This window comes from Bacillus sp. FSL R12-0074 (genome assembly GCF_038005725.1).
In the GTDB taxonomy this organism is placed as follows: domain Bacteria; phylum Bacillota; class Bacilli; order Bacillales; family Bacillaceae_G; genus Bacillus_A; species Bacillus_A mycoides.
The window spans coordinates 818,236-843,831 of record NZ_JBBOTR010000001.1 but is presented as its reverse complement, the minus strand read 5'-3'; the positions used below and the strand labels follow the sequence as shown (position 1 = coordinate 843,831).

Genomic DNA, 25,596 nt, shown 5'->3' with positions numbered 1-25,596 from the left:
CCCCTATGGTTACTCATGCCTCTGATGAAATTTGAAGCTTATAGCAATCTGGATCATACACAGTAATTACCACCCCATCCGCATGCTGTTCTTCCGCAAAAGATATTTTGTAAAACTGTAATTTTCTCTTTACTTTTTCCATATCAGAAATTGAAAAGGTTATTAATTCACACGAAGAATTAGCAACCTTCTCTCGCCCTCGTAAATTCCGATTTACCACAAAACAAATTCTCGTTAAACCAACGTCATACCAAACACCTGTTACATGTAGTTGAGGTCTCTCCTTGCTTGGTTTAAAGCCTAAAATCCCTTCATAAAAATACAATGTTTCCTTTAAATTTTTTGATTCTAATACGATGCATGTTGTAATGCCTTCCATCCTCAACTCCCCCTGTCTCTATTAGTTTTTTATATGAGTCATAAATGACAATTATGTACGAATACAATACATAGTAATGGATATTTCATTTATAAAGGAGGCGTGTAACATGGATAAATTCATGAAATCCTTCATACCTTATCATGGTCCAAACGATCCTTGTCCTCCAATTGGAAAGAAATATTACTCAACTCCCCCGCACTTATATATGGGCTTTCAACCAACTAATTTACCCCAATTCACACCAAAAGAAGCTTTAAGAAAAGGGACTTTATGGCCTGCCTTTTATGATTATTATGAAAATCCTTACAAAAAAGGACGGTGAATCAAGACGTGACACAAACATTGCCTGATGAATATTACAAATGGATTGAAGAACTTCAAGAATTAGACTTTGTATTAGTTGAACTTACTCTCTATTTAGATACGCATCCCGACGATACTGCAGCTATAAATCAATTCAACGATTTTTCTTATAAACGAAGAGTATTAAAACAAAAAATTGAAGAAAAATACGGACCACTTCAGCAGTTTGGAAATAGTTATTCTAACGCTCCCTGGGAATGGAGCAAAGGACCGTGGCCATGGCAAATATGAAGGAGAGAAACTATGTGGATTTATGAAAAAAAATTACAGTATCCTGTTAAGGTGAGTACTTGTAATCCAGCACTCGCAAGATTATTAGTTGAACAGTACGGTGGTGCGGACGGCGAACTAGCTGCTGCTCTGCGCTACTTAAATCAGCGTTATACTATTCCTGATAAAGTCGTTGGCTTACTAACCGATATTGGTACAGAAGAGTTCGCACATTTAGAAATGATTGCTACAATGATTTATAAATTAACAAAAGATGCAACACCTGAACAAATGAAAGCTGCCGGATTAGACGCGCATTATGCGAATCATGATAGCGCCTTGTTTTACCATAATGCAGGTGGTGTTCCTTTTACTGCCACTTACATTCAAGCGAAAGGAGATCCTATCGCAGATTTATACGAGGATATTGCAGCTGAAGAAAAAGCACGAGCGACTTATCAATGGCTAATTGATTTATCAGACGATCCCGATATAAATGATAGCTTACGCTTTTTACGCGAACGAGAAATTGTCCATTCTCAACGTTTCCGAGAGGCTGTAGAAATTTTAAAAGAAGAACGTGATAGGCAAATTTATTTTTAATACACATATCCTAGCGATATGTGTTTTTTTACGTTAAAAGTGAAATTCTTCCTGCATTAACATATAAATAGTATATTTATTCAATTTTACGCATTATTTTAAAATATTTTTAAAATTCCCTCTTGCTTTCTAGTCATCAGACCTTTAAAATAATAACAGTTAATCGACAAATTATTTGAATTTTCGACAAAAAACGCTCATTAGGAGGCTTTTCTTTATATGCGTACAACTTTAAAACCAGCGCAAATACTTTCGATTAGTTTATTACTATTCGCAGTTTTCTTCGGTGCTGGTAATATGATTTTCCCGCCTCTTCTCGGTCTTTCTTCCGGAGAAAATATGTGGGTTTCCATTACAGGATTTATTATTACAGATGTCGGTTTATCTTTACTAGCTATCGTCGCTGTTGCCCTTGCTGGTGGTAGTTTTAATACTTTAGCGAGCCGTGTTCACCCAAAATTCGCAGCAGTATTCGCTATCATTATTTATCTTTCCATCGGCCCACTATTTGTTATTCCACGAACTGGAACTGTATCTTATGAAATTGGGATTGCACCACTTTTCCCAGATCAATGGTACTCTATGTTAGTTTTTAGTGCGATTTTCTTTATAGTCGTCTACTTCTTATCGTTAAATCCATCCAAATTAGTAGATCATATCGGAAAAATATTAACGCCAATTTTGCTTGGAATTATTGCAATTATGGCAACAAAGGCGATTCTTTCACCAGTATCGTTCGCAGAACCTGTTGGTGACTATAAAGAAATCCCATTTTTCAAAGGATTTCTCGAAGGCTTTTTAACATTAGATGCAATCGGAGCTCTCGTATTATCAACAATTGTTGTAAATGCAATTCGCCAAAACGGTATACAAGATAAGAAATCCATTGCGAAATATACAATTATTTGCGGAAGCATTGCGGCTCTTTTCTTAACAATTGTTTACTTCTTACTAGGTTATATCGGCGCTTCAAACGGAAACTTAGGACAATTTGAAAATGGCGGTCAACTATTAGCAACTATTATGTATCAATTCTTTGGGACAAGCGGTAATGTTTTATTAAGTATCGCAATTATAGCTGCTTGTTTAACGACTGCAATCGGTGTTGTAAGTGCATTCGCCAACTATTTCACAACAGTATTAACAAATGTTTCATATAAGAAGCTTGTACTATACGTTTGTATTTTTAGCTTCGTTATTTCAAACTTAGGATTAAGTTTATTAATCAAAATTACATTACCCGTATTAATTATTTTATATCCAATTACAATCATTTTAATTTTCGTATCATTTATCGATAAATATACGAAACGTAAACCTTCTGTCTATATCGGAGCGATGATCGCAGCATTCATTATTAGCTGTATTCATGCACTTGATAATGTGGGAATGATACCAAGTTTTATCGCTAATATCGTACACACAATTCCTTTTTATAACTTAGGAATCGGCTGGATCGTTCCAGCAATAATCGGTGGTATAATCGGATACTGTATTCCGCAAACAGAAGCTGCAGGTGAAGTTTCTACAAAATAAAAAAAAGAAGCAAGTATGAAATCCATGCTTGCTTCTTTTTATTTTCTATCGCTGAATACAGTATTTGTATATGAGCGAACAGTTAACATATAGTAGCCTAAGTAAATCATGATATACACTCCTATACTACCTAGTAAAGGAAGACTATATTCAAACATTCCTGTAAAGCCCATCAAACTTAAAAATGCAAAGAATGTATGACAAATCGCAAGCAGTAATGGTACTACGAAAATCGCTCCTACTTGTTTTCTTACAGACTCTGTTGCTTCTCTTTTCGTTAGTCCGATTTTCTTTAACATTCCGTATGCTGGTCGCTCTGCCAGCGCTTCTGTTATTTGTTTAAAGTATAAAATACAGCCAGTAGCAAGAATAAAAACAATCCCTAAAAATATACTTGCAAATAACAACACTGCACCATCTTGCAACTCAGCTTGACTCGCCTGTTCAAATGATTGGAATTTCGCTTCCTTAAAAAGAATAGTCTCTAGCTCTTTCGTTAGCTCTCTACTACCGTTTCCTTCAACGATAAATCCACTTACCTTTGAAACAACATTTCCTTGCTGCAACTTATTAAATAACGAATCTTGAACAACAAGTCCAACCGGTGCCAGTTTCGCACTAACAATTGTTTCCTCACGATGATCAACAATTGTTACGCCGCTCTTCATCCCTTTTAAAGACACGTTATTTCCATCAAGCGAATTTTTCTCGATGTTATATGATTTATACGGATCTAATAAAATAACTTCTTTTTCAGAACCCAGAACAGCTTTTTTATTCCCTAACATAGAAGCTACTTTATTATAATCCGACGCTTTTATAACTTGTACATTACCATTACCTATTAAATACCCAGTTAATATTTGTTCTCCATCTATCTTCCCTTGCATAGAAAGTAAAGCTACGGACGTTTCATTTTTTATTCCTAACTCATGTTTTTGAATTTCTTCTCTAACTTTCTTATCTAATTCCTTTCCAGTTGTTACATACTCATAACTAACTGGATTCATTAATGTCGCCGTTTTCTGCGCTCCATAATACATACTAGAACTAATTCCAATTGTACATAGTGTCACTGCACTTAATAAAGATAATAGCGCAAGCATCTTTACGTTCCCTTTTATTCTAAAGAACAATGAAGAAATGGATAAAATGTTCGTTCCATTCCAATATTTCGGTTTATCTCCCTTTATTTTATGGAGTGATTTCACTGTATACTGCTCGAATAGTAAAAACGTACCTTTTACAATACACCCAAAAATAATTAGACCTGTAATAAAAATTGCTCCAAACCCAAAAACTTGTGTGAGTAACGCAATTATATAACCTGTAATTAATAAAATAATTGCTCGTTTTGCCTTCTTACTTGAATAAGTAGGTGCCTCTTCTTTTTGATTTTCACCATATAATAATTCAACTAAACGATGCTCATAAATTAACTTTTTACTTTTCCATGATGCAATAAAGAAAATTGCACCTATCGTTATAAGAACTTCTACTATAGACAAAAATGAAATCGTAAATGTAAAAGTAAACGCACTTCCCATTAGCTTCACAAGAAGCCCTGCACATATATTCGCTATAAATAAACCAGAAATAATACCTAATACACTTGCAGCAGCACCAACTAGTAATGTTTCATAAAAGAGTAACTTAGCAATTTCCTCTTTACGAATGCCTAATAAACTGTATAACGCAATTTCTTTTTTCTTCTTTCGCAAAAAGAAGCTATTACAATAAAAAATAAAAATCGTTAAAAAGATAATCAACAGAATTTGTGCAAACGTAAATGTCGTTTCCACTTTATCCGATTCTTTCAAAAGCGCTACTACACTTTCATTTCGTTTAATCGATACGAATGTAAAATAAATAATAATGCTGCCTACTAAAGAAATAAAGTATAGAAAATAATCTTTAATATTTCGTTTTATACTACGCTTTGATACTTCTAAAAAATCCATCGTATACCTTCACCTGCTCTCGCGTTTCTCTATACATGAAGTGTATACGAAATTGTATTTCTTCCCTATCGATTTTCATTACACCTCTCTTACGATATTGTAATATAACAAAATAAAAGAACCTAGTTTCCTAGGCTCTTCACATCGTATGTTTAAATATAAATAACGCACCAATTCATCTGCTTAAACTATGGACAACCTCCACCTTACATTTACATATCGATACCTTACAAAACTGTAAGGTTATTGTAAGCTAAAACGATTTGTCAGATTCTTCACCTCTTTTATACTTAATGTAGATACTAAAACGAACGAAAAGGTGATAAATAGATGAAGAAGAAAAATAAAGTGTTAATTACTAGTGTAGTAGCGATCGGAATTGCAGCTGGATCATATTTTGCATTTGCTGGCGGTAGTTCAGAAGTAGCAATGGCATATAGCGGTTATAAAATTACGGAAAAACAAATTGAAAATGCACAAAAATTTGGCGGCGAAGTTATTCCAAATGGTATTGAAACAATTTCATTCGATCCAACAAAAGGTACGTATGAATTAGCTGTTAAAAAAGGTGATGAAGTGAAAAAAGGTCAGCTTCTATTTAAATATAATGATCCTACTGCTAAACAAGGTGTAACAGAAGCAGAAATGCAAAAGAAAATCGCACAAAAAGAAGTAACATTGTTCCAAAAACAAATTGATGCAGCGAAACAAAAATTACAAAAAGATAAAAATGCAGGCCTTCCAGCTGAAGCATTAAAAGCATCAGAAATTGAAGTACAACAATTAGAATCACAACTTGAAATGAAGAAGTTTGAAGTAGAAAAAGCTGATGAAATGATTAAAGTAGCAAAAGAGAAAGTAAACACACTTTCTGTAACGAGTCCAGCCGACGGTGTAATTGATGATATCGTAAAAACTGCTGATGAAAAAACAGGTATGAGTGGCATTACACTTCGTCACGCTGGTCAATTTAAAGTAAAAGGTCAACTTTCTGAATATGAACTTGCTAGTATGAAAGTTGGGCAAGAAGTAACTGTTTCATCAAAAACTGTCGCTGGTAAAACTTGGACAGGAAAAGTAACAGAAATCGGTTCTACACCATTAAAGAGCATGGACGAAAATAAAACTGTTTCTAATTATCAATTCACTGTCACATTAGATAATAGTGAAGAATTACAAAACGGCTTCCATGTTTACGTAACAAGTAAATCCGGCGAAGCAACTGGTACAATTGTTCCGAAAAGCAGCATTGTGAAAAAAGGTGACAAAAGTGTTGTCTTCATTGTAAAAGACGGTAAAGCGAAAGAACAAGCAGTTACTGTTGAATTCGAGACAGATAGCGAAGCAAAAGTTTCTGGAGTGAAAAAAGGAGAGGAAATTATCTCTAAACCTGAAAAAGACTTAAAAGACGGTATGGAGGTTGTCACTCAATGATTAACTTAAAAGGCATCACGAAATCTTTCCAAAATGGTGCAGAGTCCGTTCAAATATTACACGGAATTGATGTAACACTAAACCAAGGAGAATTCACTTCTATTATGGGACCATCTGGTTCTGGTAAATCAACATTAATGAACATTATCGGTTGCTTAGATAAACCAACGACAGGTGCGTACGAACTAGCTGGTCAAAACATTTCAAACATGTCTGAAACAGAACTTGCACATGTTCGTAATAAAGAGATCGGATTTATATTCCAAAACTTTATGTTATTACCGAGACTTACAGCACTTCAAAATGTAGAACTACCTCTTATTTACGCTGGAGTCGATAAAAAAGAAAGACGTGAGCGCTCATTAGCAGCTTTAACAAAAGTCAGTTTAGCTGATCGTGCTACTCACTTACCAAATGAATTGTCAGGTGGACAAAAGCAGCGTGTCGCAGTCGCACGTGCAATCGTAAATAACCCGAAATTTCTCTTAGCAGATGAACCGACGGGTGCACTTGATACGAAAACAAGTACACAAATTATGGATCTCTTTTACGAATTAAACAAACAAGGCTCAACAATCATTATGATTACCCACGATCGTGAAATTGGGGAAGCGGCAGCACGTCAAATTGTAATTCGTGACGGAAATATCGTCCAAGATTGGAGAGGTTAATTTTGAACACGAGTGAAAATATACGCATGGCCCTTTCCTCTATCTTTGCTCATAAAATGCGTTCTATATTAACAATGCTAGGTATTATTATCGGTATTAGCGCCATTATTACTATCATTTCAATGGGTGATGGTACAAATGCAAAGTTTAAAAAAGAGTTAGGCCAAGGAAAAGATACTGAAGTAACGATTTACTACAACAACCCTGATTATGGAACTGATAGTGCCAAAATCACACCTGATATGCTAAAACGTCTTCAAACTGTACCAGGCGTTAAAGATGTTTATCCAGATGTAAGTATGAAAGTAAAAGCATCTTCTGGTTCAAAAGATGTCTCTCTTGATTTAAAAGGTGGAACAGGCGCCTTTATGACAGATTCGAAAATAAAATTAGTTCACGGTCGTGAATTAAACGACAGCGAATTAAACCAAGCAATTCCTGCTGTTATATTAAATGAAGAAGCTTTCAACAAATTATTTAGTGGTTGGGAATCAAATCTATACACAGATGTAAAAGGAAAGCCGTATAAAATAGTCGGTGTATACGAAACGAAAAACGAATTTGGAATGGCTATGCCTGAAGGTTATACATCTCTTGAAAACGCGCCTGTCATTTCAGGAGTAAATGAGTATGACTCTGTAAAATTAACAATGACCTCTCCAACAGAACGTAAAAGTGTAGAAAAACAAGCTGTTTCTGTTTTAAACGACATGAAAGCTCCTAAATTCGAGCACAAATTCGAAGCACAGGACTTAGGTGAATTTACGAAGCAATTAGACGAATCCATCGGTATGATGAAAATGGTATTCGGTGGCATTGCCGCTATCTCCTTACTTGTTGGTGGTATCGGTGTAATGAACATCATGCTTGTATCTGTAACAGAACGTACACGTGAGATCGGTATTCGTAAAGCACTTGGTGCAACGCGCGGTAAAGTATTAACACAATTCTTAATTGAATCTTGTATTTTAACAGGACTCGGTGGTTTCATCGGATTCATGCTTGGTATTTTCTTCGCTTGGATCGTCTCAATCTTTGCCGGATGGCCACTCGTTATCTCAAAAGAACTTGGACTTCTTTCAGTAGGTATCTCAATGCTAATCGGTATTGCATTCGGTTTACTACCAGCAAACAAAGCTGCTAAACTTGATCCAATTGAATGTTTACGATATGAGTAAATAAAAAACGTAGGAGTTTACACTCCTACGTTTTTTATTTTGTTGAAGGCAAATGTAATTTCATCGACGTTTTGACAAAAATAAGAACCTCTAACTTCTATTATATAAAGTGAAACTATAATCAGTGGGGATTTTGTTCATCCCCCACTGATTATTAGCCTTCACCAATCGGGCTTTTACGGGCAGTTAATCTCCCACCTAACTTCTTTGCTTCAGCCGAATTTTGAGGTGGGGGTTTTACTGCCCACAAATAGCTGGATAATTCTACTGCAACTCGCGAACCAATTCATAACCATATCATCCCTTTAAATCATGTTTCTTCTATTATATATGTTTCATGTTGCGATTATCTTTTTATCCTTGCAACTTTCATTTCGCATTACCACCATCCTACAATCCTATTATTGCAAAAATAATATGTAAAAGAACAAATTCAAGGCGTAATTTTTTCCATACTACAACTTATTTTGTAACAATTACATCTCTATTTCATTAAAATCCCCCCTATATATACGACTTCACACACAAGAAGATTATATTTTCATAACTACATTACGATTCAAACAGTTAAATACGCCTTTTTTGTAACGTTATAGAAACATTCAAGTAATACCATTGATACATTATTAATCTATTAGTAATTAAAAAAGTATTGATTTTATGAATCGTATGTTCTAATCCCCTCAAAAACGCAAAGAAAACGCTATCAGGATATTAATGGAATTATTACATAATATTAATGCCTCGTTACGAATGCTTTGTAGTTTTGTGTTTTCCGCAAATAAGAAAATAATGGTTGCTATAATGAGGTCAACGAAAACAAATGCAATGGAGGCTATTATGAAAAAATTTATGGGTATAGCAACAGCAGCGGTTTTTGGTCTTGGGATTTTCACAACATCTGCTAAAGCAGAAACAATCGTAACGACTGATGTACTAAATGTACGAGAAAACCCAACTACTGAATCACAAGTTGTCGGAAAGTTATTAGATGGATATAAAGTTAACGTTTTACATACAGAAAACGGATGGTCAAAAGTTAAATTAAATAGTGGTAAAGAGGCTTTCATAAGCGCTGACTACACAAAAGATACTTACTACGTAACAGCAAACGTATTAAACGTACGTGCTGGAGCGAATACAGATTCAGCGATTCTTGGTAAATTGAAAAAAGATGATGTAATCGAAACAACACACCAAGTACAAAATGATTGGATCCAATTTGAATATAACGGCCAAACAGCTTATGTACACATTCCTTACTTAACAGGAAAAGCACCAGTTAAAGTTCAGCCAGTAGTTAAAGCTGAAAAAGTAACTAACGTTCAAGATACAGCTAAAGTTCGTGAAGCAGTTAAAGCCGGGGAAGTAGCTGAAACTCAAGCAAAAGCTAAGGCTCAAGAAGCAACTAAAGCTCGTGAAGCAGCTGAAACTCAAGCAGAAGCTAAGGCTCAAGAAGCGGCTAAAGCTCGTGAAGCAGCTAAAGCTCAAGAAGCAACTGAAGCAGCTAAAGCTCAAGCAGAAGCTAAGGCTCAAGAAGCAGCTAAAGCTCGTGAAGCAGCTAAAGCTCAGGCAGAAGCTGAAGCTCAAGCAGAAGCTAAGGCTCAAGAAGCAGCTAAGGCTCGTGAAGCGGCTAAAGCTCAAGAAGCAGCTAAGGCTCGTGAAGCGGCTAAAGCTCAAGAAGCAGCTGAAGCTCGTGAAGCGGCTAAAGCTCAAGAGGCAGCTGAAGCTCGTGAAGCAGCTAAGGCTCAAGAGGCAGCTAAAGCTCGTGAAGCGGCTAAAGCTCAAAAACCAGCTACACAACAACCTGTTGCGAAAGAAACTGAAACAAGTGCACCATCTTCTTCTCGTGAATTAAGAGTTGTAGCAACAGCTTACACAGCAGATCCACTTGAAAATGGTTACAAAGCAGGAGACCAAGTAAAATCAGCTATGGGTCATAACTTAACAGCTAATCCAAACATGAAACTAATTGCAGTTGATCCAAGTGTCATTCCATTAGGTTCAAAAGTATGGGTTGAAGGTTACGGAGTAGCAATCGCTGGTGATACTGGTGGAGCTATTAAAGGAAATAAAATCGATGTTTTAATGCCAGATAAAGGTACATCAAGTAACTGGGGACGTAAAACAGTTACAGTGAAAATTTTAAACTAATTATTAAAAAAAGAGTTAGTCTCATTATTGAGGCTAACTCTTTTTTTATGATTCTTACACTCTTTCTTTCTCTTGAAAGTAACTAATATTATCCCGAATCCATTTTCTCTCTGACATAAACAAGTTTCCTCGTTTTTTATATACTTTATCAAACGTCTTTAAAACTTCTTCATGAGTAGCAAACTTATGTAAGAAACGAAGAGCAATGACGATCTCTGATTCATCAGTAGGCTCTACTTCATTTTTACGTCTTCTAGAAACAACTTTAGTTACACGTTCGCTAATTGGTTGAATCGCCATTTCATCTCCATATGCATAAATAGCTCGAACAGCTTCGTATTTCACCATAACATTTCTATCCTTTAAAGCTTCAATATAAACTATTTGTAAGTCCGCTCCCCCTATTTTCGCTAAAACCTCAATAACAGTTGAACGAACATAAGCACTATCGCAATGTAAAAGCTTTGTTAAAGGTAAGATTGATCGCTTTGTTACAATCTCATATAAAGTGGCACATATATTTACAATATCATCTCGATTCTCTTCCACTGTAAGTAACTTCAATAAAGCATCTTCTGCTTCCAACGATTTACACAACTTTAAAGCGATGACAGCAGAATAACGAACTCCACTATTTTTATGATATATGTAAGGAATAATTTTATGTGCATTGCTTGCTTCAGATAATTTACTTAAATCTATGAGCATGCTATCTAACACCATCCTGCTTTCTTCACTTTCTAACCGATCTATCAAATAATCTGCAATATACATCTCTTTAGTATTTATTGCAAGTCGTGTAATTAAAAAATAAAGATTTGTTTTTATATATACTTTTCGTGCTTCCATTACTTTCTCTTGGAAACAAGAAAAAAGCGATACATCATTTAACTGCCTCGCTTCTTCATACGCACATTGCCGAATACCTGCTTCTTCATCCGCCATCCGCCTTAATAAATCATCTATATACTCTTCCATCTCCTTCTCCCCCGTCCAAGTTAAATCTATCCCTTTGAATTCTATATACGATAGACTACTATTTCAACAGAAAAAAGAGGATGCTATAGCATCCTCTCTTACCTTCCCTATTCCACACAAGTAAACTGTGTCCAAGCTCCTACATAATCTAGTAAGAATAACTCTTCTTCTGCAATTGTACCGACAATATTTTTCCGTTCATCTATTGGCATTTCTTTCAGAATGATTTGTAGTTCACCTTTATACTTTCCGAATAGGTTATTACCAATTACAACTTGCCCTCTTTCCTGTCGTACACTTTCGCGCACTGGGAAGTCATAGTCTTTGTACTTTTTACGTACTTCTGTAGAACGTACCATATACTCTGTTATGTCACCGCGTCTTACGTGTAATTCTTGCAGTGTCGCTCTCTTCTCTACTTCAGTCGCTTCGTCTACAAATTGTACCTTTAGCTGTAACATGTAACGATTTAAGTTTCCTAGTTTCTCTAACTCTTCTTCACTCGCATAAGCATTTCCGATAATAACATCATCAATAAGCCCTGTTGCCCATAAATGTTTCGCTTGTACTTCAATTGGTAAGTTACGATGTTGTTCTAACGTACATAATCCGTCATTAATATCCCATGGACCAATGTCAGCTGCATGCGATGTAATAAAGGCTGCACTGCGAATACCATGCTTTTTGAAGCGTTCACTACAGCGAATGAAATAATCATACGGAAGACCAGTAAATTTTTGCGGATAAAAATTGTGGCAACCAATTAAAGCTGATTTATTCGCTTGATGCGAAAGGATATTTTCTAAATAGGCAATATCATTACTTACATTCAGCTCAATTTTTAAGCCATATGGATTATTCGTCATTTTCGCTTCTGTTAACCCGTCAAACCCTACATCTAAACGAATTCCATCTGCACCTAACTCTGCAAAGAATGATAGATCACTATAACTAACACCAAGTTGATCGAATACAGCCGGAGCTACATCTAAAATAACTTCCATATTATACTCTTTTGCATGCCCAATAATTTCTTTAAATTCAGCTACAATTTCTTCTTTCGGACGATTCACAGATAATAGACATGTAAATATTCTTGAAAAACCGTGGCGTGCCGCTGTCGAAATGTATGCCATATCTTGTTCTTTCGTTGAATGCTCTGGATAAAGTGAAATTCCTAATTTACGCTCCATGCTTTTGCATCTCCTTCACACGTTGTATTAATGCCATGCTCGTAAATCTATATTTTGCAGATAAACATGTTGCACATAAAATCGTTGGTACGATTATAAAGTACGGTGATTCTAAACTAAATGCCACATAAGCTCCCATTGAACATCCAATAAATAATATCGACACAAGTAGTAAAACTAATAGCGATTTACTTTGTACCCACTTTGAATAATGTGCAATACACTGCCCCGCCACGAATGTAATTAAGATGATAATTGCTCCGAGCATTCTGTTTTCTCCTCTCCTGCTAATTGTTGCTTCTCATACATTTTGAAGAATGGATAGTAAATAACGAATGAGATAACAAAGTTAACAAGTACAAGTACACCAGCCATAATTGTCCAGTCCGTACTAATAATCGCTGCAATTGGTGCTAACATCGTAAATGGCAGCTTCGCCATCATGAGCGGAATCATACCTGAAACAACTGCGAAATATGATACCGTTGTTGTAACTAACGGTGTAATAACGAATGGAATAATTAAGATCGGGTTCATTACAATTGGTGCCCCGAAAATAATTGGCTCGTTAATATTGAATAATCCTGGTACGAATGATAATCTACCTAACTCTTTTAAGAACTTAGATTTAGAGAACATAAACATAATTACTAAAGCTAACGTTGAGCCTGATCCACCGATCCATACGAACCATTGAATAAATTGCTCTGTAAATAAGTTTGGTAATTGATGTGCATTTCCTGTAGCCGTGAACACTTCCATATTTTCAAGAATTGCTGAATCCCACATCGGACGGATGATTGGTCCTAAAATCGCTGGGCCATGTATACCGAACGACCAGAAGAACACGATTAAGAATACTGTTAATAAACCGCCGAATAAATTATTTCCTACTAATACTGATTTTAATGGTGCAATTAAATATGTGATCGTTGTATTTACATCAAATTTCAAACCGTAACGAATACCCCAGAATAAAAGAATAACTACTAAAGTTGGAATTAATGCTGCAAATGAATTTGCAACTGCTGGTGGTACACTATCTGGTAATTTAATCGAAATATTATGCTTAATCATAAAGTGATAAATTTCTACTGCAATTAATGCTGTCACAATAGCTCCAAATAAAGACGTAGCACTTAATGTCCCTACTGAAATATATCTTCCTGCATCAATAACACCTGGTACAGCTTTTGTTATTTGAATTGGTTCAACTGATGCTAGTAAAAAGGCGAGTACAGATAATAATCCTGCACTTAATTGATTGAGCTGATAAAAGTTCGCGAGTGAGGCCCCTACCCCAAATGCTGCGTATAAAGCCATTAAGCCTACTGTAAATCGGAATGGAATATCTAAAATATGACGAAACGGTGCAATCCACTCCATGTATGCATCAATTGGTAAGTTTAAAAAGATAACGAAAAATGACCCGACAATCGTTAACGGTAATGTAGAAATAACTCCATTTCGAATTGCTAATAAATGTCGTTGCCCCGCAATCTTTTGCGTTGTTGGCATAATCTTCTGTTCCATAAAACTCATAAAACCATTCATCGATAACCCTCCCTATGTTCAATCTGACAAAAGTAAAAGTTATAACATTATAATGTTTATATTTAAAAAAATATAATTACGCTAAAACTAATTGTTCAGCTTGCTTAAGTACTTTCAAACCATCACACATACCATAATCTCGCTGCTCTATAATTGCAACTGGTATATCGTATGACTTTGCAAGAAACTCTACCGCTGGAAACAAATACTTCACCTGTGGTCCAATTAAAACAACATCAGCATTTTTTATTTCCAGTTTCACAAGTTCCGAATCAACTGCTTTAATTTTATAATCCTTCCCTTGTTTCTTTGCCTCTTCTTGCATTTTTCTTACAACCATACTCGTTGACATGCCTGCTGCACAACATAATAAAATGTACATATTATACTGTCACTTTCTCTTCCACTCGTTTATGAAGAGTAATAAATTCTTCAGCAAGTTCTTTCACTGTAATGGCATTCATTAAATGATCTTGTGCATGCACTAATAATAAACTTATTTCTGCATGATTGCCTCTTGCTTCCTCTTGAATTAAATCGGTTTGAATACGATGAGCGGATGATATTTCCTCACTAGCAAGTTCCATCTTTTCACTCGCATTCTGAAAATCTCCTTGTCTTGCAAAAGCAATTGCTTCAAGTGCCGCGCTTCTCGCGTTACCACCATGTAAAATTAACGCAAATGGAGTTTGCATATCAGTCATTTTAAATTCCTCCAAGATATGTTTTTTCTATATTTTCATCTTATTATGAAAACGCATACAATTAAACATAAAAAACTTCCGTTATGTAACGGAAGTTTTTATATACTTTTCTTATAAAGATAATAATATCTCTTGGAAATCTTCAATTATTTCAGCCTGAGTTAATCTCTCTATCGTATTCTGACTAGACATAATATCATATAAAAAATCATAAAGCTTTTGTAAATCTTCATTATTATTGCGCTTCACACTAAATAAAATAATAACTTGTACTTTCTTATCTCCCCAGTCAACAGCTTTATCAAGTGTACAAAACATCAAAAATGTTTGTTCACTTAATAACTGCATCGGATGTGGAATCGCAACTAAATTCCCAACCGCTGTAGGAGATGTGTTCTCTCTCTCCATAACAGAAGCATAAAAGTTTGTGGGTACATAGTTTTTCTCAGCAGCTTTCTCACATAAAAACTGGATAACCTCTTCTTTCGTAGAAGCACTACGATTTAAGAAGATCAAATCTTCCTTAACATATTGCTTCACACTATTATCCACATGCGTAAATAACTGCTGACCAATCGATTTAATCTCTTTATCATCAAATATTGAGTTTACCTTTATAACCGGAACAGGCAAACCACTCGGTATATGAATCGTACTAATAATACAATCTATTTTATCTTTATAAAGATCTTCCACTTTCAATTGATAGTACCCTGTAATACCTACAATCTCTAGTTTATCTCGGAAATGTGATAAAATTTTATATTTCAGTAGTTGTGCACTCCCTTGACCAGTTGCACAAACTAATAAACATCTTTTCTTTTGATTATTTTCCTGCAAGCGGCTCATCGCCCCGCCAAAGTGAATGGCAATATAACCAATCTCACTCTCTGGAATGGATTCACCCGTATATTCACCAATTATATCTCCAACGAGAACTGCAATTTCAAAAGCATATGGATAATTTTTTTTCACTTCTGCCAAAAGAGGATTCCTCGTATTTAACTTATATTTCAAACGATTTAATAACGTTTTTAAATGAACACCAAAACCAAATAATAATTCTTCATCATAATAAAAAGTAAGATTCCGTTCTTCCGCTACTTTGAAAAGAATATGCTGCATGAATGCATATACGTCTTTCCCTAATAACTCTTCCACATTTTCATAGCGATCTCTCGCTGTAACAGCAGTACTTAATAAATGCATCGTCACATATAAAATTTCTTCTTCTGGAAATTGAAGTTTTAGCTCTTCCCCTAAATTCCCTAAAATTTGTTTCGCAATTTTATATTCTTTCTTTATTATAAGTTCAGATTCCTCTACATGCAGTGCTTGAATGTAATGACCATCCCTGCACCTCTTTAAAGCAATCGCAATATGAATTGATAAATTATCAATTTCTATATCTGATAAATATATCGTTCCTCCCTCGATATACTTTAGTATAACTGAGCGGATGAGAGAAATATGGGGTAACGATAAATATGTGTCCGTCTGCTCATAGTTCTCATGAAACGGAGTATGGTCATAACGCGGTAAACCATATTGTGATAAACAAGAACGAATATTAAATTCTTCTCCTACAATACATATACCATAATATGGTCTTTTTTCAATTTGTAACTCATAGCGACTACAAATATCCGTAACATCTTTCATAATTAAGTTTACAGTAGATTTACTCACATAAATCTCTTCCGCTAGCTGTGAAAGCTTCACATACCCATCTGTCGTTAAAATACGGTGTAAAATATAAGCTACTCTTTCTTCATAAGAAGTTGGAATCTTTTCTGTCTGTTTTTGAAATACATTTACGCAAAAATCTTCAAACTTCTTAGTTTGTATAATTTCTAGTTCGTACCCATTCCCTCTTTGTGATTCAATTTTCGCTCCGTTTTCTTCCAATATATCATTTAATAATTTTATATCCTTTTGAATCGTCTTCGTTGATACGTGTAAACGGCTCGCTAAAAAAGCTCGATTTAGCATCGATTTCTCTTCTAAAAACTCCTCTAAAATGGAAATTAATCGCTGATGCACTTTTGTCATAGCTCTTCCTCTCGCTCTTTATATAAAAGGGAAAAAGCCACTGAAATCAGTAGTTTTTTCCCTTTTATCCCGCGTTCATTATTTCTTTAGCATAAATCCAAACTTATCCCAAGCTTGTAAATAATCTAATAAGAAGATTTCTTCCTCTATAATTCGGCCAACTACATTTGTTTTTCCTGTATTCACCATATCTTTTAAAGCAATTTGCAATTCACCTTTATATTGGCCATATTTCTCATTATCAATTAAAAGATCGCCACGCTTAATTTCACGCGTATTATGCGGTTTAAACTCTTCTTTTTTATATTTCACACGACTCTGTGTAGAACGAATCATATATTCAGATACATCCCCGCGATAAAAATGAGGTTCTTCTAATACGATAATTCTTTCTAAATCTGTTGTTGTATCGTATAGTTCTATATCAAATGTTTGTTTCTCTTTATTTAACGCACCTAGTGCTTGTAATTCTTCTTCTGAAGCATAAGCATTCGCAATAATAACATCATCAATTAATTCTGTTGCAAACAAATGCTTCGCCTGTGTTGTCATCGGTAATTCGCGATGCTGCTCTAACGTACATAACCCTTCTGTTACTGGCCAAGGTCCATATGTTGCATCAAATGATGAAATAAAAGCAGCCGTTCTCATACCGTAATCTTTAAATTGTTTCGAGCATTTAATGAAATGATCGTATGATAATCCTGAATAACGATGTGGATAAAAATTATGGCAACCAATTAAATTTTCACGATTTGGTCTATGGCTCATAATGTTATCTACATATTTCGTACCGTTACTCATATTAATTTCAATTTTTAAGCCGTATGGATTGTAAGTCATAATCGATTCTTCTAAACCAGAGAATCCAACATCTAAACGGATACCGTACGCTCCTAACTCATGGAAGAACGATAAATCATTATATGAAATACCTAATTGTGTAAAGACAGACGGACTAATATCAACTAATACTTGGAACCCTAATGCATTTGCATGAGAGATCGTTTCTTTAAACTCTTCTATAATTTTCTCTTTTTCGCCATCTACAGATAATAAACATGTGAATACACGTGTAAATCCGTATTTACTCGCTAATGTTACATACTCTTTATCTTTCTCTACTGTCGAATGTTCTGGATAAATAGAAATACCTAATCGTCTCATATGTACACGCCTCTTTCTCCATCATATTGTAAACCTTTTCAAATATATGTAGCGAAAAAGTATGTATCCCTTTTCTTCCACTACAATTTGAATCCGCTTTCTTTAAAGAAAAAACAATTTCTATCATTCATAACAACTACTAGTCTATACATCTATACTTTACATCTTTTTTTCATAGTTGTGTAGCTTTTACACAAATTTGTCAGTTTTTTTGCCTCGAAAATTGTTATACGTTTTCAAGGCACCTTCCTTGACTGTTACGTTGACCAATACATATACTCGAAAGAATAGAGAAAACTTTTATATAGGGGATGAATATATGGGAGAGGCAGTACTCGTAAAACGAGAACCGTTATGGACAAAAGAGTTTATTGCGCTAATTCTAGCAAACTTATGTATGTTTTTAGGATTTCAAATGTTAATTCCAACTTTACCTGTTTATGTGAAAGAAATTGGGGGCACAAGTTCAAATATCGGATTCGTTGTCGGCATGTTTACCGTTGCAGCACTTTTTATTAGGCCACTAACTGGAAATGCCTTGCAGAAATTCAACAAAAAAATCATTTTAATGATCGGTACCGCTATTTGTTTACTCGCTATGGGCAGTTATCTTTTCGCTTCAACCGTTTTTCTATTGCTTGCCGTTCGAATTTTACACGGAGCTGGTTTTGGTATTACAACGACTACATACGGAACTGTCGTTTCAGATTTAATTCCGCAAGCTCGCCGCGGTGAAGGCATGGGGTATTTCGGTCTTTCTGGAACTATCGCCATGGCGCTCGGTCCGCTTATCGGACTTTGGCTTATGCAAGCATATAACTTCACGATTCTTTTTTTATGTGCACTTTCATGCACAATAGTTTCATTAATATTAACGAAACTACTTCAAATCAAAAAATCGCCGCAACCACCACAGCAAACATCTGGTACCTTTCTCGATGGATTTATTGAGCGTAAAGCTTTACTTCCTTCATTATTAATATTATGTATTACATTAATGTACGGGGGAATTGGGAGCTTTATCACATTATTTGCTACGGAAGTCGGGATTGCTGATATCAGTCTCTTCTTTTTATTTAACGCACTTGCAATCGCTGTAACTCGCCCGTTTTCTGGAAGATTATATGATACGAAAGGCCATACATTCGTCATCATTCCAGGAGTTATTATTACGTTTACAGGTATTATCTTGCTGTCGTATACAACTACAATTCCGAGTTTAATTATTGCCGCAGCGTGCTACGGCAGTGGTTTCGGAGCAATTCAACCGGCACTACAAGCATGGATGATTGACCGAGTAGCACCGCACCGGAGAGGAGTAGCAACAGCAACATTCTTCTCAGCATTTGATCTTGGAATTGGTGCTGGAGCGATTATTTTTGGATTCATTGCACACTTTACAAACTATGCAACTGTATATCGATATTCCTCTCTATTACTTATCGCTTTTCTTTTCATTTACATCACAAGCTTACGGAAGCAAAAACAGGGGGATAAAACAAAAGAAAAAGCCGTTGGGTAATGCTAATTGGTTCTTTTTCGAAGTACTTAGACCAAAAAATCATGTATACACATTTGTAAAAAGCAGTGGATTCCTAAAAAAATCACACTGCTTTTTGCATTGTATTGAAGAGTGAACCGCTGTTCTATTTATTCATGTTGTTCGTATGATATTAATATATAGAACGAATTGGAGGAAATATTAATGAAAGCAATAGTGTATACAAAATACGGTCTCCCCGACGTTCTTCAACTGAAAGAGATAGAAAAACCTGCTCCTAAGGACAATGAAATACTAGTAAAAATAAAAGCGACAACCGTAACAGCAGGAGATATTCGCTCACGAAGTTTTACGGTCCCCTCTTCTGTTTGGCTACCCGCTCGAATCGCACTTGGCTTTAAGCAACCGAAAAAACAAATACTTGGAATGGAATTAGCTGGTGAAGTTGAATTGGTAGGAAAAGACGTCACACGATTTAAAAAAGGAGACCAAGTTTTTGCAGCTACCCAAGTAAATTTTGGTTCTTATGCTGAGTATATTTGTCTACCTGAAGATGGAGCAGTGTGCATGAAGCCCTCCAATATATCCTATGAAGAAGCCGCAGCCATCCCAATTGGAGCACGTACAGCTTTGTTTTTCCTTAGGAAAGCTAACGTTCAAAGCGGTCAAAACATTCTTATTTACGGAGCTTCTGGAAGTGTCGGAAGTTATGCAGTACAAATTTCCAAGTATTTCGGCGCAACAGTTACAGCTGTGTGCAGTAGCTCCAATTTAGAATTGGTCAAATCTCTAGGAGCTGACGAAGTAATTGATTACACCACAAAAAATTTTTCTACTACAGACGAAACTTATGATGTTATCTTTGAAGCGGTAAACAGGAGCTCCTTTTCAGAGTGTATTAAAATGTTAAAGGAAGATGGTACCTATATAAATATCGTTGAACCGTTACCAAGTGCTCAAATGTTCTGGACTAAATTGACAAGTCGCGTGAAACTCATATTAAGTCAAAACGCACCTGAAACTTCCGAAGCATTAAATTTCCTTAAAGAACTTGTTGAGGACGGTAAAATAAAAGTGGTCATTGATAGGCAATACACTTTTGAGGAAATTATTGAAGCTCACATATATGTTGAAAAAGGACATAAGAAGGGAAATGTCGTCATCACTATGGAGCATAATGACGATTCTAAATAAAGAAAAAACACTTTGCATAATTGTTAAAATGCAAAGCACCGAAAGTTTTTAACATAAAAAGGCAGAGCAAATTCATATGCGAATTGCTCTTTTTTATTGTTGTGAGCATCTCAAAAGAAAACAGTTTAAAATAATTTAATCGTTTTTTACTTTCATTAAATAAATCCATTTCAAACCTCCCCCGTTTCCCTACATATTTTTCTAACTTTAATCAAAAAATATGCAAAGAACCATTATTATAAATAAGGTGACACTTTACTTAGCGCATCCAATTTGGATAGTTTACCTCTCCTATTTTTACTATCCGCAAATAGTGTGATGAATGTGACTTCTTTACAAACCGATCAGATATATCATCTAAAAAACCAATTAAATCCAGGTGTTTCTTTAAAGATTTGTAAACTTTTTATCCCTTTGTAAATTTAGTGTAAATTTTACTGATAAACCGTTTACAGTGCCTCAAGGTTTAGTTAATAATTACATCGTACATGAAATTTAAGGAGTGGAATGCGTGGAATACAATATTCAAGATATGATCTTCCAGTTCATTGGTGGATTAGGTATTTTCTTATTCGGGATTAAATACATGGGCGATGGACTGCAACAAGCAGCTGGAGATCGTCTTCGCGATATTCTAGATCGTTTTACAACAAATCCTCTTATGGGTGTACTAGCAGGTATGTTAGTTACAGTATTAATTCAATCAAGTTCAGGAACAACCGCTTTAACAGTCGGACTTGTAAGTGCCGGGTTTATGACATTAAGACAAGCAATTGGTGTTATTATGGGTGCGAACATTGGTACGACAGTTACTGCATTTATTATCGGGATTAAAATCGGAGAATACGCTCTCCCAATTATGGCAGTTGGGGCTATCTTACTATTCTTCTTTAAAAATAAAAAAGTACATTCTGTAGGTCAAGTCGTATTCGGTTTTGGTATGTTATTTTTCGGTTTAGAATTAATGAGCGCAGGTATGAAACCTCTCCGTTCTTTAGAGTCATTCCAAGAGTTAATGGTTAGCATGAGTGATAATCCAATTTTAGGAATTGTTGTTGGTACAGTCTTCACTTTAATTGTACAAAGTTCAAGTGCGACAATCGGTATTTTGCAAGAACTATTCGGTCAAGGTGCAATCGATTTACAAGCTGCTCTTCCTGTATTGTTCGGTGATAACATCGGTACGACAATTACAGCCGTATTAGCAGCAATCGGTACTTCAATTGCAGCAAGACGTGCAGCATTAGTTCACGTTATCTTTAATATTATCGGTACCATTATCTTTACGATTATATTAATACCATTTACAAGTTTAATTCAATATTTCCAAACGTCATTAAACTTAAATCCAGAAATGACAATTGCATTTGCACACGGGACGTTTAACGTAACGAATACAATCATTCAGTTCCCATTCATTGCAGTATTAGCCTGGATTGTAACAAAAATTATTCGTGGTGAAGATGCATCTATTAACTTCAAACCGCAACATTTAAATCCAATCTTTATTGAGCAATCTCCAGCTATCGCTTTAACAGAGGCTCAAAAAGAAATCATTCGTATGGCTGATTTTTCATTACATGGATTAAAAGAAGCAAACCAATTTTTAAATACACAAGATAAAAAACATGCTGACATGGCTACTCAATTAGAAGGAGCTATTAACAATTTAGATAAAAAAATTATTGAGTATTTAGTTTTACTATCAGAAAAACCACTTTCACCTACAGACTCTGAAAAACATTCAGTTTTAGCAGGTGTTGTTGGAGATATTGAACGTGTCGGTGATCATGTAGAAAACCTTGTAGAACTTGTAGATTTCCAAATTTCAAACCGCGTTTCACTATCAGATGAAGCACTAGCTGAATTAAATGAAATGCTTGAATTAACAATTTCAACATTACAAGATGCAATCAATGCTTTAACAAACTTCGATACTGAACTAGCACAAACGGTTATTGCAAAAGAACGTAAAATTGACCAAATGGAACGTGTTCTACGTAAACGTCACGTATTACGTCTGAACGAACGTAGCTGTTCAGGTGATGCAAGCATCATCTACGTTGATATGGTAAGTAACTTAGAGCGTATCGGTGATCACGCTGTAAATATCGCTGATGGTGTTTTAGGCGAACAAGGAAAAGTAAATTTAAAACAATCATTATAATAGGAAAGAGACGCTAATGTAAGCGTCTCTTTTTTCATTTCATCTTTACAACCGTTCTTCCTTTTAACTTTCCTTGCAGTATAAGTGCAAACTTCTCATCTAATTCTTTTAATGTACATTCTTCTGTATAAGATAATAGCTCTGAATTTTTCCACTCACCTGCTAGCAATGCCCACACGTCTCTTCTCACATCTACTGGACATTGAACTGAATCTATTCCTAAAAGGCTAATCCCTCGTAATATGAATGGGTATACAGTTGTATTTAATTCATGCCCTGCTACGTTACCACACGTTGTTACACAGCCTCCATACTTAACTACCTTTAAAGAACTTTCTAACATGCTTCCGCCTACGGTATCGACAACCCCAGCGTATATTCCTTTAAGCATCGGTCTTCCTGATTCATCACTCAACTCCGCGCGATGAATCATCTTTTTTGCACCTAAACGTAGCAGCATCTGTTCCTCTTCCATTTTCCCAGTTGATCCTACTACGTCATATCCTAGCTTCGCTAAAATGCTAACTGCTACACTGCCTACTCCGCCCGTAGCACCCGTTACTAAAACATCTCCCATACTAGGCGTAATTCCCGCTCTAATGAGCTTATATACCGATAAGGCAGCTGTAAAACCGGCTGTCCCGTACATCATACTTTCCTTCAAAGACATTTCTTTCGGTAAAGGAACAACCCAAGATGATGGCACGCGAATATATTCTCCGAAACCACCAGAAGTATTCATACCTAAATCATATCCAGTTACAATAACTTGATCGCCTTCCTGAAAGGCGGTATTCCTACTACTAACAACCTCTCCCGCTGCATCGATGCCTGGTGTATGAGGATATGTTCTCGTTACACCTTTATTACCAGTAGCTGAAAGGGCATCTTTATAATTTAATGAAGAATAATAAACACGTATTAATACGTCTCCTTCAGGTAAACTATTGACTTCTCTCTCAACAAGCTTTCTTTCAAATTGATTATTTTCTTTTTCGTTCACGACAATTGCTCGGAATGATGTATGATTCATTATGCTCTCTCCTTCATCCGTAAAATCTTTCTTTATTATATAAGAAGTACATATACAGCTAATCACATCTTCTTGGCTATATTTCAACAAATCTTACTTCTCTATCACTTTCTCACATTACATATTTTCATTTCTACTAAAACACATTATACTTGTTCTACATCTTAAAAATAAAATATAGAAAATCTGACTTTTTATAAATAAATTGAATTTTTACGAAATGTAAATGATTTGTAATGTTTTTTTTCGCTAAATTTCATTATAATAAGTGGATATGAGTGTCGTATTTCAATTCAAATGAAGGAGTACAAGAAATGGAGCAAAACCCATCTTTGCAAGAAAATACACGCAATAAACCGAAAAAAGGTAAGAAAAAAACAAAAATTATTATAAGCGTTATTCTATTAGTTTTAATAATAGGTGGCGGTTATACATGGTTTTTAGTAAATAAAGCATCTTCTGCTGTTCGAAACGCCGCTCACGATTTAGCACGCGGTGATAAGTCTGATTTACGTGCTAAAGCTGTAAAACCTATTACAAATAACGTCTCTGTCTTAATAATGGGCGTTGATGAAAGCGATGTCCGCGGAAAAGAATATGGTGAAGCTATAAGAACGGATGCACTATTACTTGCAACGTTTAATAAAGATAGCAAAACTGTAAAACTATTAAGTATTCCACGAGACACATATACTTATATTCCAGTAGAAAAGAAAAAAGATAAAATTACACACGCTCATGCATTTGGTTCTACTAAAAACGGAAAAGATGGTGGACCACAAGCTAGTATTGATGCAGTTGAAAAATTAATGAATGTTCCCGTCGATTACTTTGTAAAATTCAACTTTAAATCATTCATGAAAATCGTTGATGATTTAGGCGGCATTGAAGTTGACGTACCAGTTGAGTTTACTGAACAAGATAGTAATGATAACGCCGAAGCAATTCACTTAAAAAAAGGTGTTCAAAAGTTAAATAGTGAAGAAGCTCTTGCTCTTGCTAGAACACGACACGTTGATAGTGATGCGATGCGTGGTCAACGTCAGCAACTCGTTATTGAAGCCATTTTAAAGAAACTAACAAGCGTTGGATCCGTAACAAAAGTTGGTAACATAATTGATGATATTAACGGACAATTCGTTACAAACTTAACATTCGATGACATGCTTTCATTCTATAAATATGGATCGGATTCGGAAATTGAGAAATTACAACTTCAAGGTGAAGATTGTTACATGGCAAAAGGTGATGATACATGTAGTAAGTCAGCTGGTGGTGGTCGAACTTACTACTACAATCCAGATAAAAAAGAATTAGCTAATGTTACAAACGAACTTCGTAGTCACCTTGGACTACCTGCCTATACAAAATCTGATTCTGATTCGAAAAAAACAAGCTCAGAGAAAACAAAAGAATCTAAGTCTGAAAATACGAGTGAACGCGAATCAAGTAACGATGAAACTCAAAATAAGAATAACAGTGAAGATACAGAAACATCGTCTAATGACAATGAATAAAGTGAAGCAGTGCTCTATGGAGGTAGAGCACTGCTTCTTTTTAA

23 protein-coding genes are annotated in these 25,596 nt (G+C 35.3%); 12 read left to right on the top strand and 11 right to left on the bottom strand.

Features of this window, described 5'->3' with window-relative positions; genetic code table 11:
- Positions 1 to 13: 13 nt before the first annotated feature.
- Positions 14 to 379: a VOC family protein gene (locus NSS97_RS04330; RefSeq protein WP_107887870.1), complete on the bottom strand. Its 366-nt coding sequence runs from the start codon at positions 377 to 379 to the stop codon at positions 14 to 16.
- Positions 380 to 488: 109 nt separating this feature from the next.
- On the opposite strand from NSS97_RS04330, the gene NSS97_RS04325 reads away from it, so the two are divergent.
- From NSS97_RS04325 to brnQ2, 4 genes are all read left to right on the top strand, one after another.
- The gene (locus NSS97_RS04325) at positions 489 to 704 is read left to right on the top strand and encodes a spore coat associated protein CotJA (protein WP_002140483.1); all 216 of its coding nucleotides are present in this window, start codon (positions 489 to 491) and stop codon (positions 702 to 704) included.
- 8 nt (positions 705 to 712) lie between these two features.
- Positions 713 to 976 (top strand): spore coat protein CotJB, encoded by a 264-nt coding sequence (locus tag NSS97_RS04320; protein ID WP_002140482.1) that lies wholly within the window; start codon positions 713 to 715, stop codon positions 974 to 976.
- A 12-nt stretch (positions 977 to 988) separates the two neighbouring features.
- A complete protein-coding gene (gene cotJC / locus NSS97_RS04315; protein ID WP_002140479.1) occupies positions 989 to 1,558 on the top strand; it encodes a spore coat protein CotJC in 570 nt (189 codons plus the stop codon).
- 219 nt (positions 1,559 to 1,777) lie between these two features.
- The gene (brnQ2, locus tag NSS97_RS04310) at positions 1,778 to 3,094 is read left to right on the top strand and encodes a branched-chain amino acid transport system II carrier protein BrnQ2 (RefSeq protein ID WP_002029943.1); all 1,317 of its coding nucleotides are present in this window, start codon (positions 1,778 to 1,780) and stop codon (positions 3,092 to 3,094) included.
- A gap of 38 nt (positions 3,095 to 3,132) precedes the next feature.
- On the opposite strand, the gene NSS97_RS04305 is transcribed toward brnQ2, so the two are convergent.
- The gene (locus tag NSS97_RS04305; protein ID WP_341111685.1) at positions 3,133 to 5,055 is read right to left on the bottom strand and encodes an ABC transporter permease; all 1,923 of its coding nucleotides are present in this window, start codon (positions 5,053 to 5,055) and stop codon (positions 3,133 to 3,135) included.
- Positions 5,056 to 5,385: 330 nt separating this feature from the next.
- Between NSS97_RS04305 and NSS97_RS04300 the strand changes: the two genes are divergently transcribed.
- The 4 genes from NSS97_RS04300 to entC all read left to right on the top strand — a co-directional run bounded on the left by NSS97_RS04300 (position 5,386) and on the right by entC (position 10,492).
- Positions 5,386 to 6,489: an efflux RND transporter periplasmic adaptor subunit gene (locus NSS97_RS04300; protein WP_193652614.1), complete on the top strand. Its 1,104-nt coding sequence runs from the start codon at positions 5,386 to 5,388 to the stop codon at positions 6,487 to 6,489.
- A complete protein-coding gene (locus tag NSS97_RS04295) occupies positions 6,486 to 7,160 on the top strand; it encodes an ABC transporter ATP-binding protein (protein ID WP_002087431.1) in 675 nt (224 codons plus the stop codon). The genes NSS97_RS04300 and NSS97_RS04295 overlap by 4 nt, the downstream gene beginning before the upstream one ends.
- A 26-nt stretch (positions 7,161 to 7,186) precedes the next feature.
- Positions 7,187 to 8,338, top strand: a complete 1,152-nt coding sequence (locus NSS97_RS04290) for an ABC transporter permease (RefSeq protein ID WP_002029935.1) — start codon at positions 7,187 to 7,189, stop codon at positions 8,336 to 8,338.
- 717 nt (positions 8,339 to 9,055) lie between these two features.
- A complete protein-coding gene (gene entC / locus NSS97_RS04285; RefSeq protein ID WP_107887867.1) occupies positions 9,056 to 10,492 on the top strand; it encodes a cell wall-binding protein EntC in 1,437 nt (478 codons plus the stop codon).
- A gap of 54 nt (positions 10,493 to 10,546) precedes the next feature.
- Here entC and NSS97_RS04280 read toward each other — a convergent pair whose 3' ends face one another.
- The 8 genes from NSS97_RS04280 to NSS97_RS04245 form a co-directional block, all read right to left on the bottom strand.
- Positions 10,547 to 11,470: a HEAT repeat domain-containing protein gene (locus NSS97_RS04280; RefSeq protein WP_107887866.1), complete on the bottom strand. Its 924-nt coding sequence runs from the start codon at positions 11,468 to 11,470 to the stop codon at positions 10,547 to 10,549.
- A gap of 107 nt (positions 11,471 to 11,577) precedes the next feature.
- Complete coding sequence (locus tag NSS97_RS04275) at positions 11,578 to 12,663, bottom strand: DUF871 domain-containing protein (RefSeq protein WP_044444637.1); 1,086 nt, start codon at positions 12,661 to 12,663, stop codon at positions 11,578 to 11,580.
- Positions 12,653 to 12,931 carry a hypothetical protein gene (locus tag NSS97_RS04270; protein ID WP_002087437.1) on the bottom strand — a complete coding sequence of 93 codons (279 nt, stop codon included), beginning with the start codon at positions 12,929 to 12,931 and terminating at the stop codon, positions 12,653 to 12,655. Before NSS97_RS04270 ends, NSS97_RS04275 begins: the two co-directional genes overlap by 11 nt.
- Positions 12,907 to 14,217 carry a PTS sugar transporter subunit IIC gene (locus NSS97_RS04265; RefSeq protein ID WP_001013048.1) on the bottom strand — a complete coding sequence of 437 codons (1,311 nt, stop codon included), beginning with the start codon at positions 14,215 to 14,217 and terminating at the stop codon, positions 12,907 to 12,909. Before NSS97_RS04265 ends, NSS97_RS04270 begins: the two co-directional genes overlap by 25 nt.
- A 76-nt stretch (positions 14,218 to 14,293) precedes the next feature.
- Positions 14,294 to 14,599 carry a PTS sugar transporter subunit IIB gene (locus tag NSS97_RS04260; RefSeq protein ID WP_002087440.1) on the bottom strand — a complete coding sequence of 102 codons (306 nt, stop codon included), beginning with the start codon at positions 14,597 to 14,599 and terminating at the stop codon, positions 14,294 to 14,296.
- A gap of 1 nt (position 14,600) precedes the next feature.
- Positions 14,601 to 14,921, bottom strand: coding sequence for a PTS lactose/cellobiose transporter subunit IIA (locus NSS97_RS04255; protein WP_002125414.1), 321 nt, complete (start codon positions 14,919 to 14,921; stop codon positions 14,601 to 14,603).
- A gap of 111 nt (positions 14,922 to 15,032) precedes the next feature.
- On the bottom strand, positions 15,033 to 16,973 hold the full coding sequence (locus NSS97_RS04250) for a BglG family transcription antiterminator (RefSeq protein WP_341111680.1): 1,941 nt from the start codon (positions 16,971 to 16,973) through the stop codon (positions 15,033 to 15,035).
- Positions 16,974 to 17,051: 78 nt separating this feature from the next.
- Positions 17,052 to 18,140 carry a MupG family TIM beta-alpha barrel fold protein gene (locus NSS97_RS04245; protein ID WP_107887864.1) on the bottom strand — a complete coding sequence of 363 codons (1,089 nt, stop codon included), beginning with the start codon at positions 18,138 to 18,140 and terminating at the stop codon, positions 17,052 to 17,054.
- Positions 18,141 to 18,459: 319 nt separating this feature from the next.
- Between NSS97_RS04245 and NSS97_RS04240 the strand changes: the two genes are divergently transcribed.
- The 3 genes from NSS97_RS04240 to NSS97_RS04230 all read left to right on the top strand — a co-directional run bounded on the left by NSS97_RS04240 (position 18,460) and on the right by NSS97_RS04230 (position 23,002).
- Positions 18,460 to 19,662, top strand: coding sequence for an MFS transporter (locus NSS97_RS04240; RefSeq protein WP_002029919.1), 1,203 nt, complete (start codon positions 18,460 to 18,462; stop codon positions 19,660 to 19,662).
- A 183-nt stretch (positions 19,663 to 19,845) separates the two neighbouring features.
- Positions 19,846 to 20,835, top strand: coding sequence for an NAD(P)-dependent alcohol dehydrogenase (locus tag NSS97_RS04235; RefSeq protein ID WP_044444632.1), 990 nt, complete (start codon positions 19,846 to 19,848; stop codon positions 20,833 to 20,835).
- Between the two features lie 511 nt (positions 20,836 to 21,346).
- Positions 21,347 to 23,002: a Na/Pi symporter gene (locus tag NSS97_RS04230; RefSeq protein ID WP_107887863.1), complete on the top strand. Its 1,656-nt coding sequence runs from the start codon at positions 21,347 to 21,349 to the stop codon at positions 23,000 to 23,002.
- A gap of 34 nt (positions 23,003 to 23,036) precedes the next feature.
- Here the strand turns inward: NSS97_RS04230 and NSS97_RS04225 are convergent, their stop codons facing one another.
- Positions 23,037 to 24,035, bottom strand: a complete 999-nt coding sequence (locus NSS97_RS04225) for a YhdH/YhfP family quinone oxidoreductase (protein WP_341111674.1) — start codon at positions 24,033 to 24,035, stop codon at positions 23,037 to 23,039.
- A 314-nt stretch (positions 24,036 to 24,349) separates the two neighbouring features.
- On the opposite strand from NSS97_RS04225, the gene NSS97_RS04220 reads away from it, so the two are divergent.
- The gene (locus tag NSS97_RS04220) at positions 24,350 to 25,552 is read left to right on the top strand and encodes an LCP family protein (protein WP_131929390.1); all 1,203 of its coding nucleotides are present in this window, start codon (positions 24,350 to 24,352) and stop codon (positions 25,550 to 25,552) included.
- Positions 25,553 to 25,596: the final 44 nt, after the last annotated feature.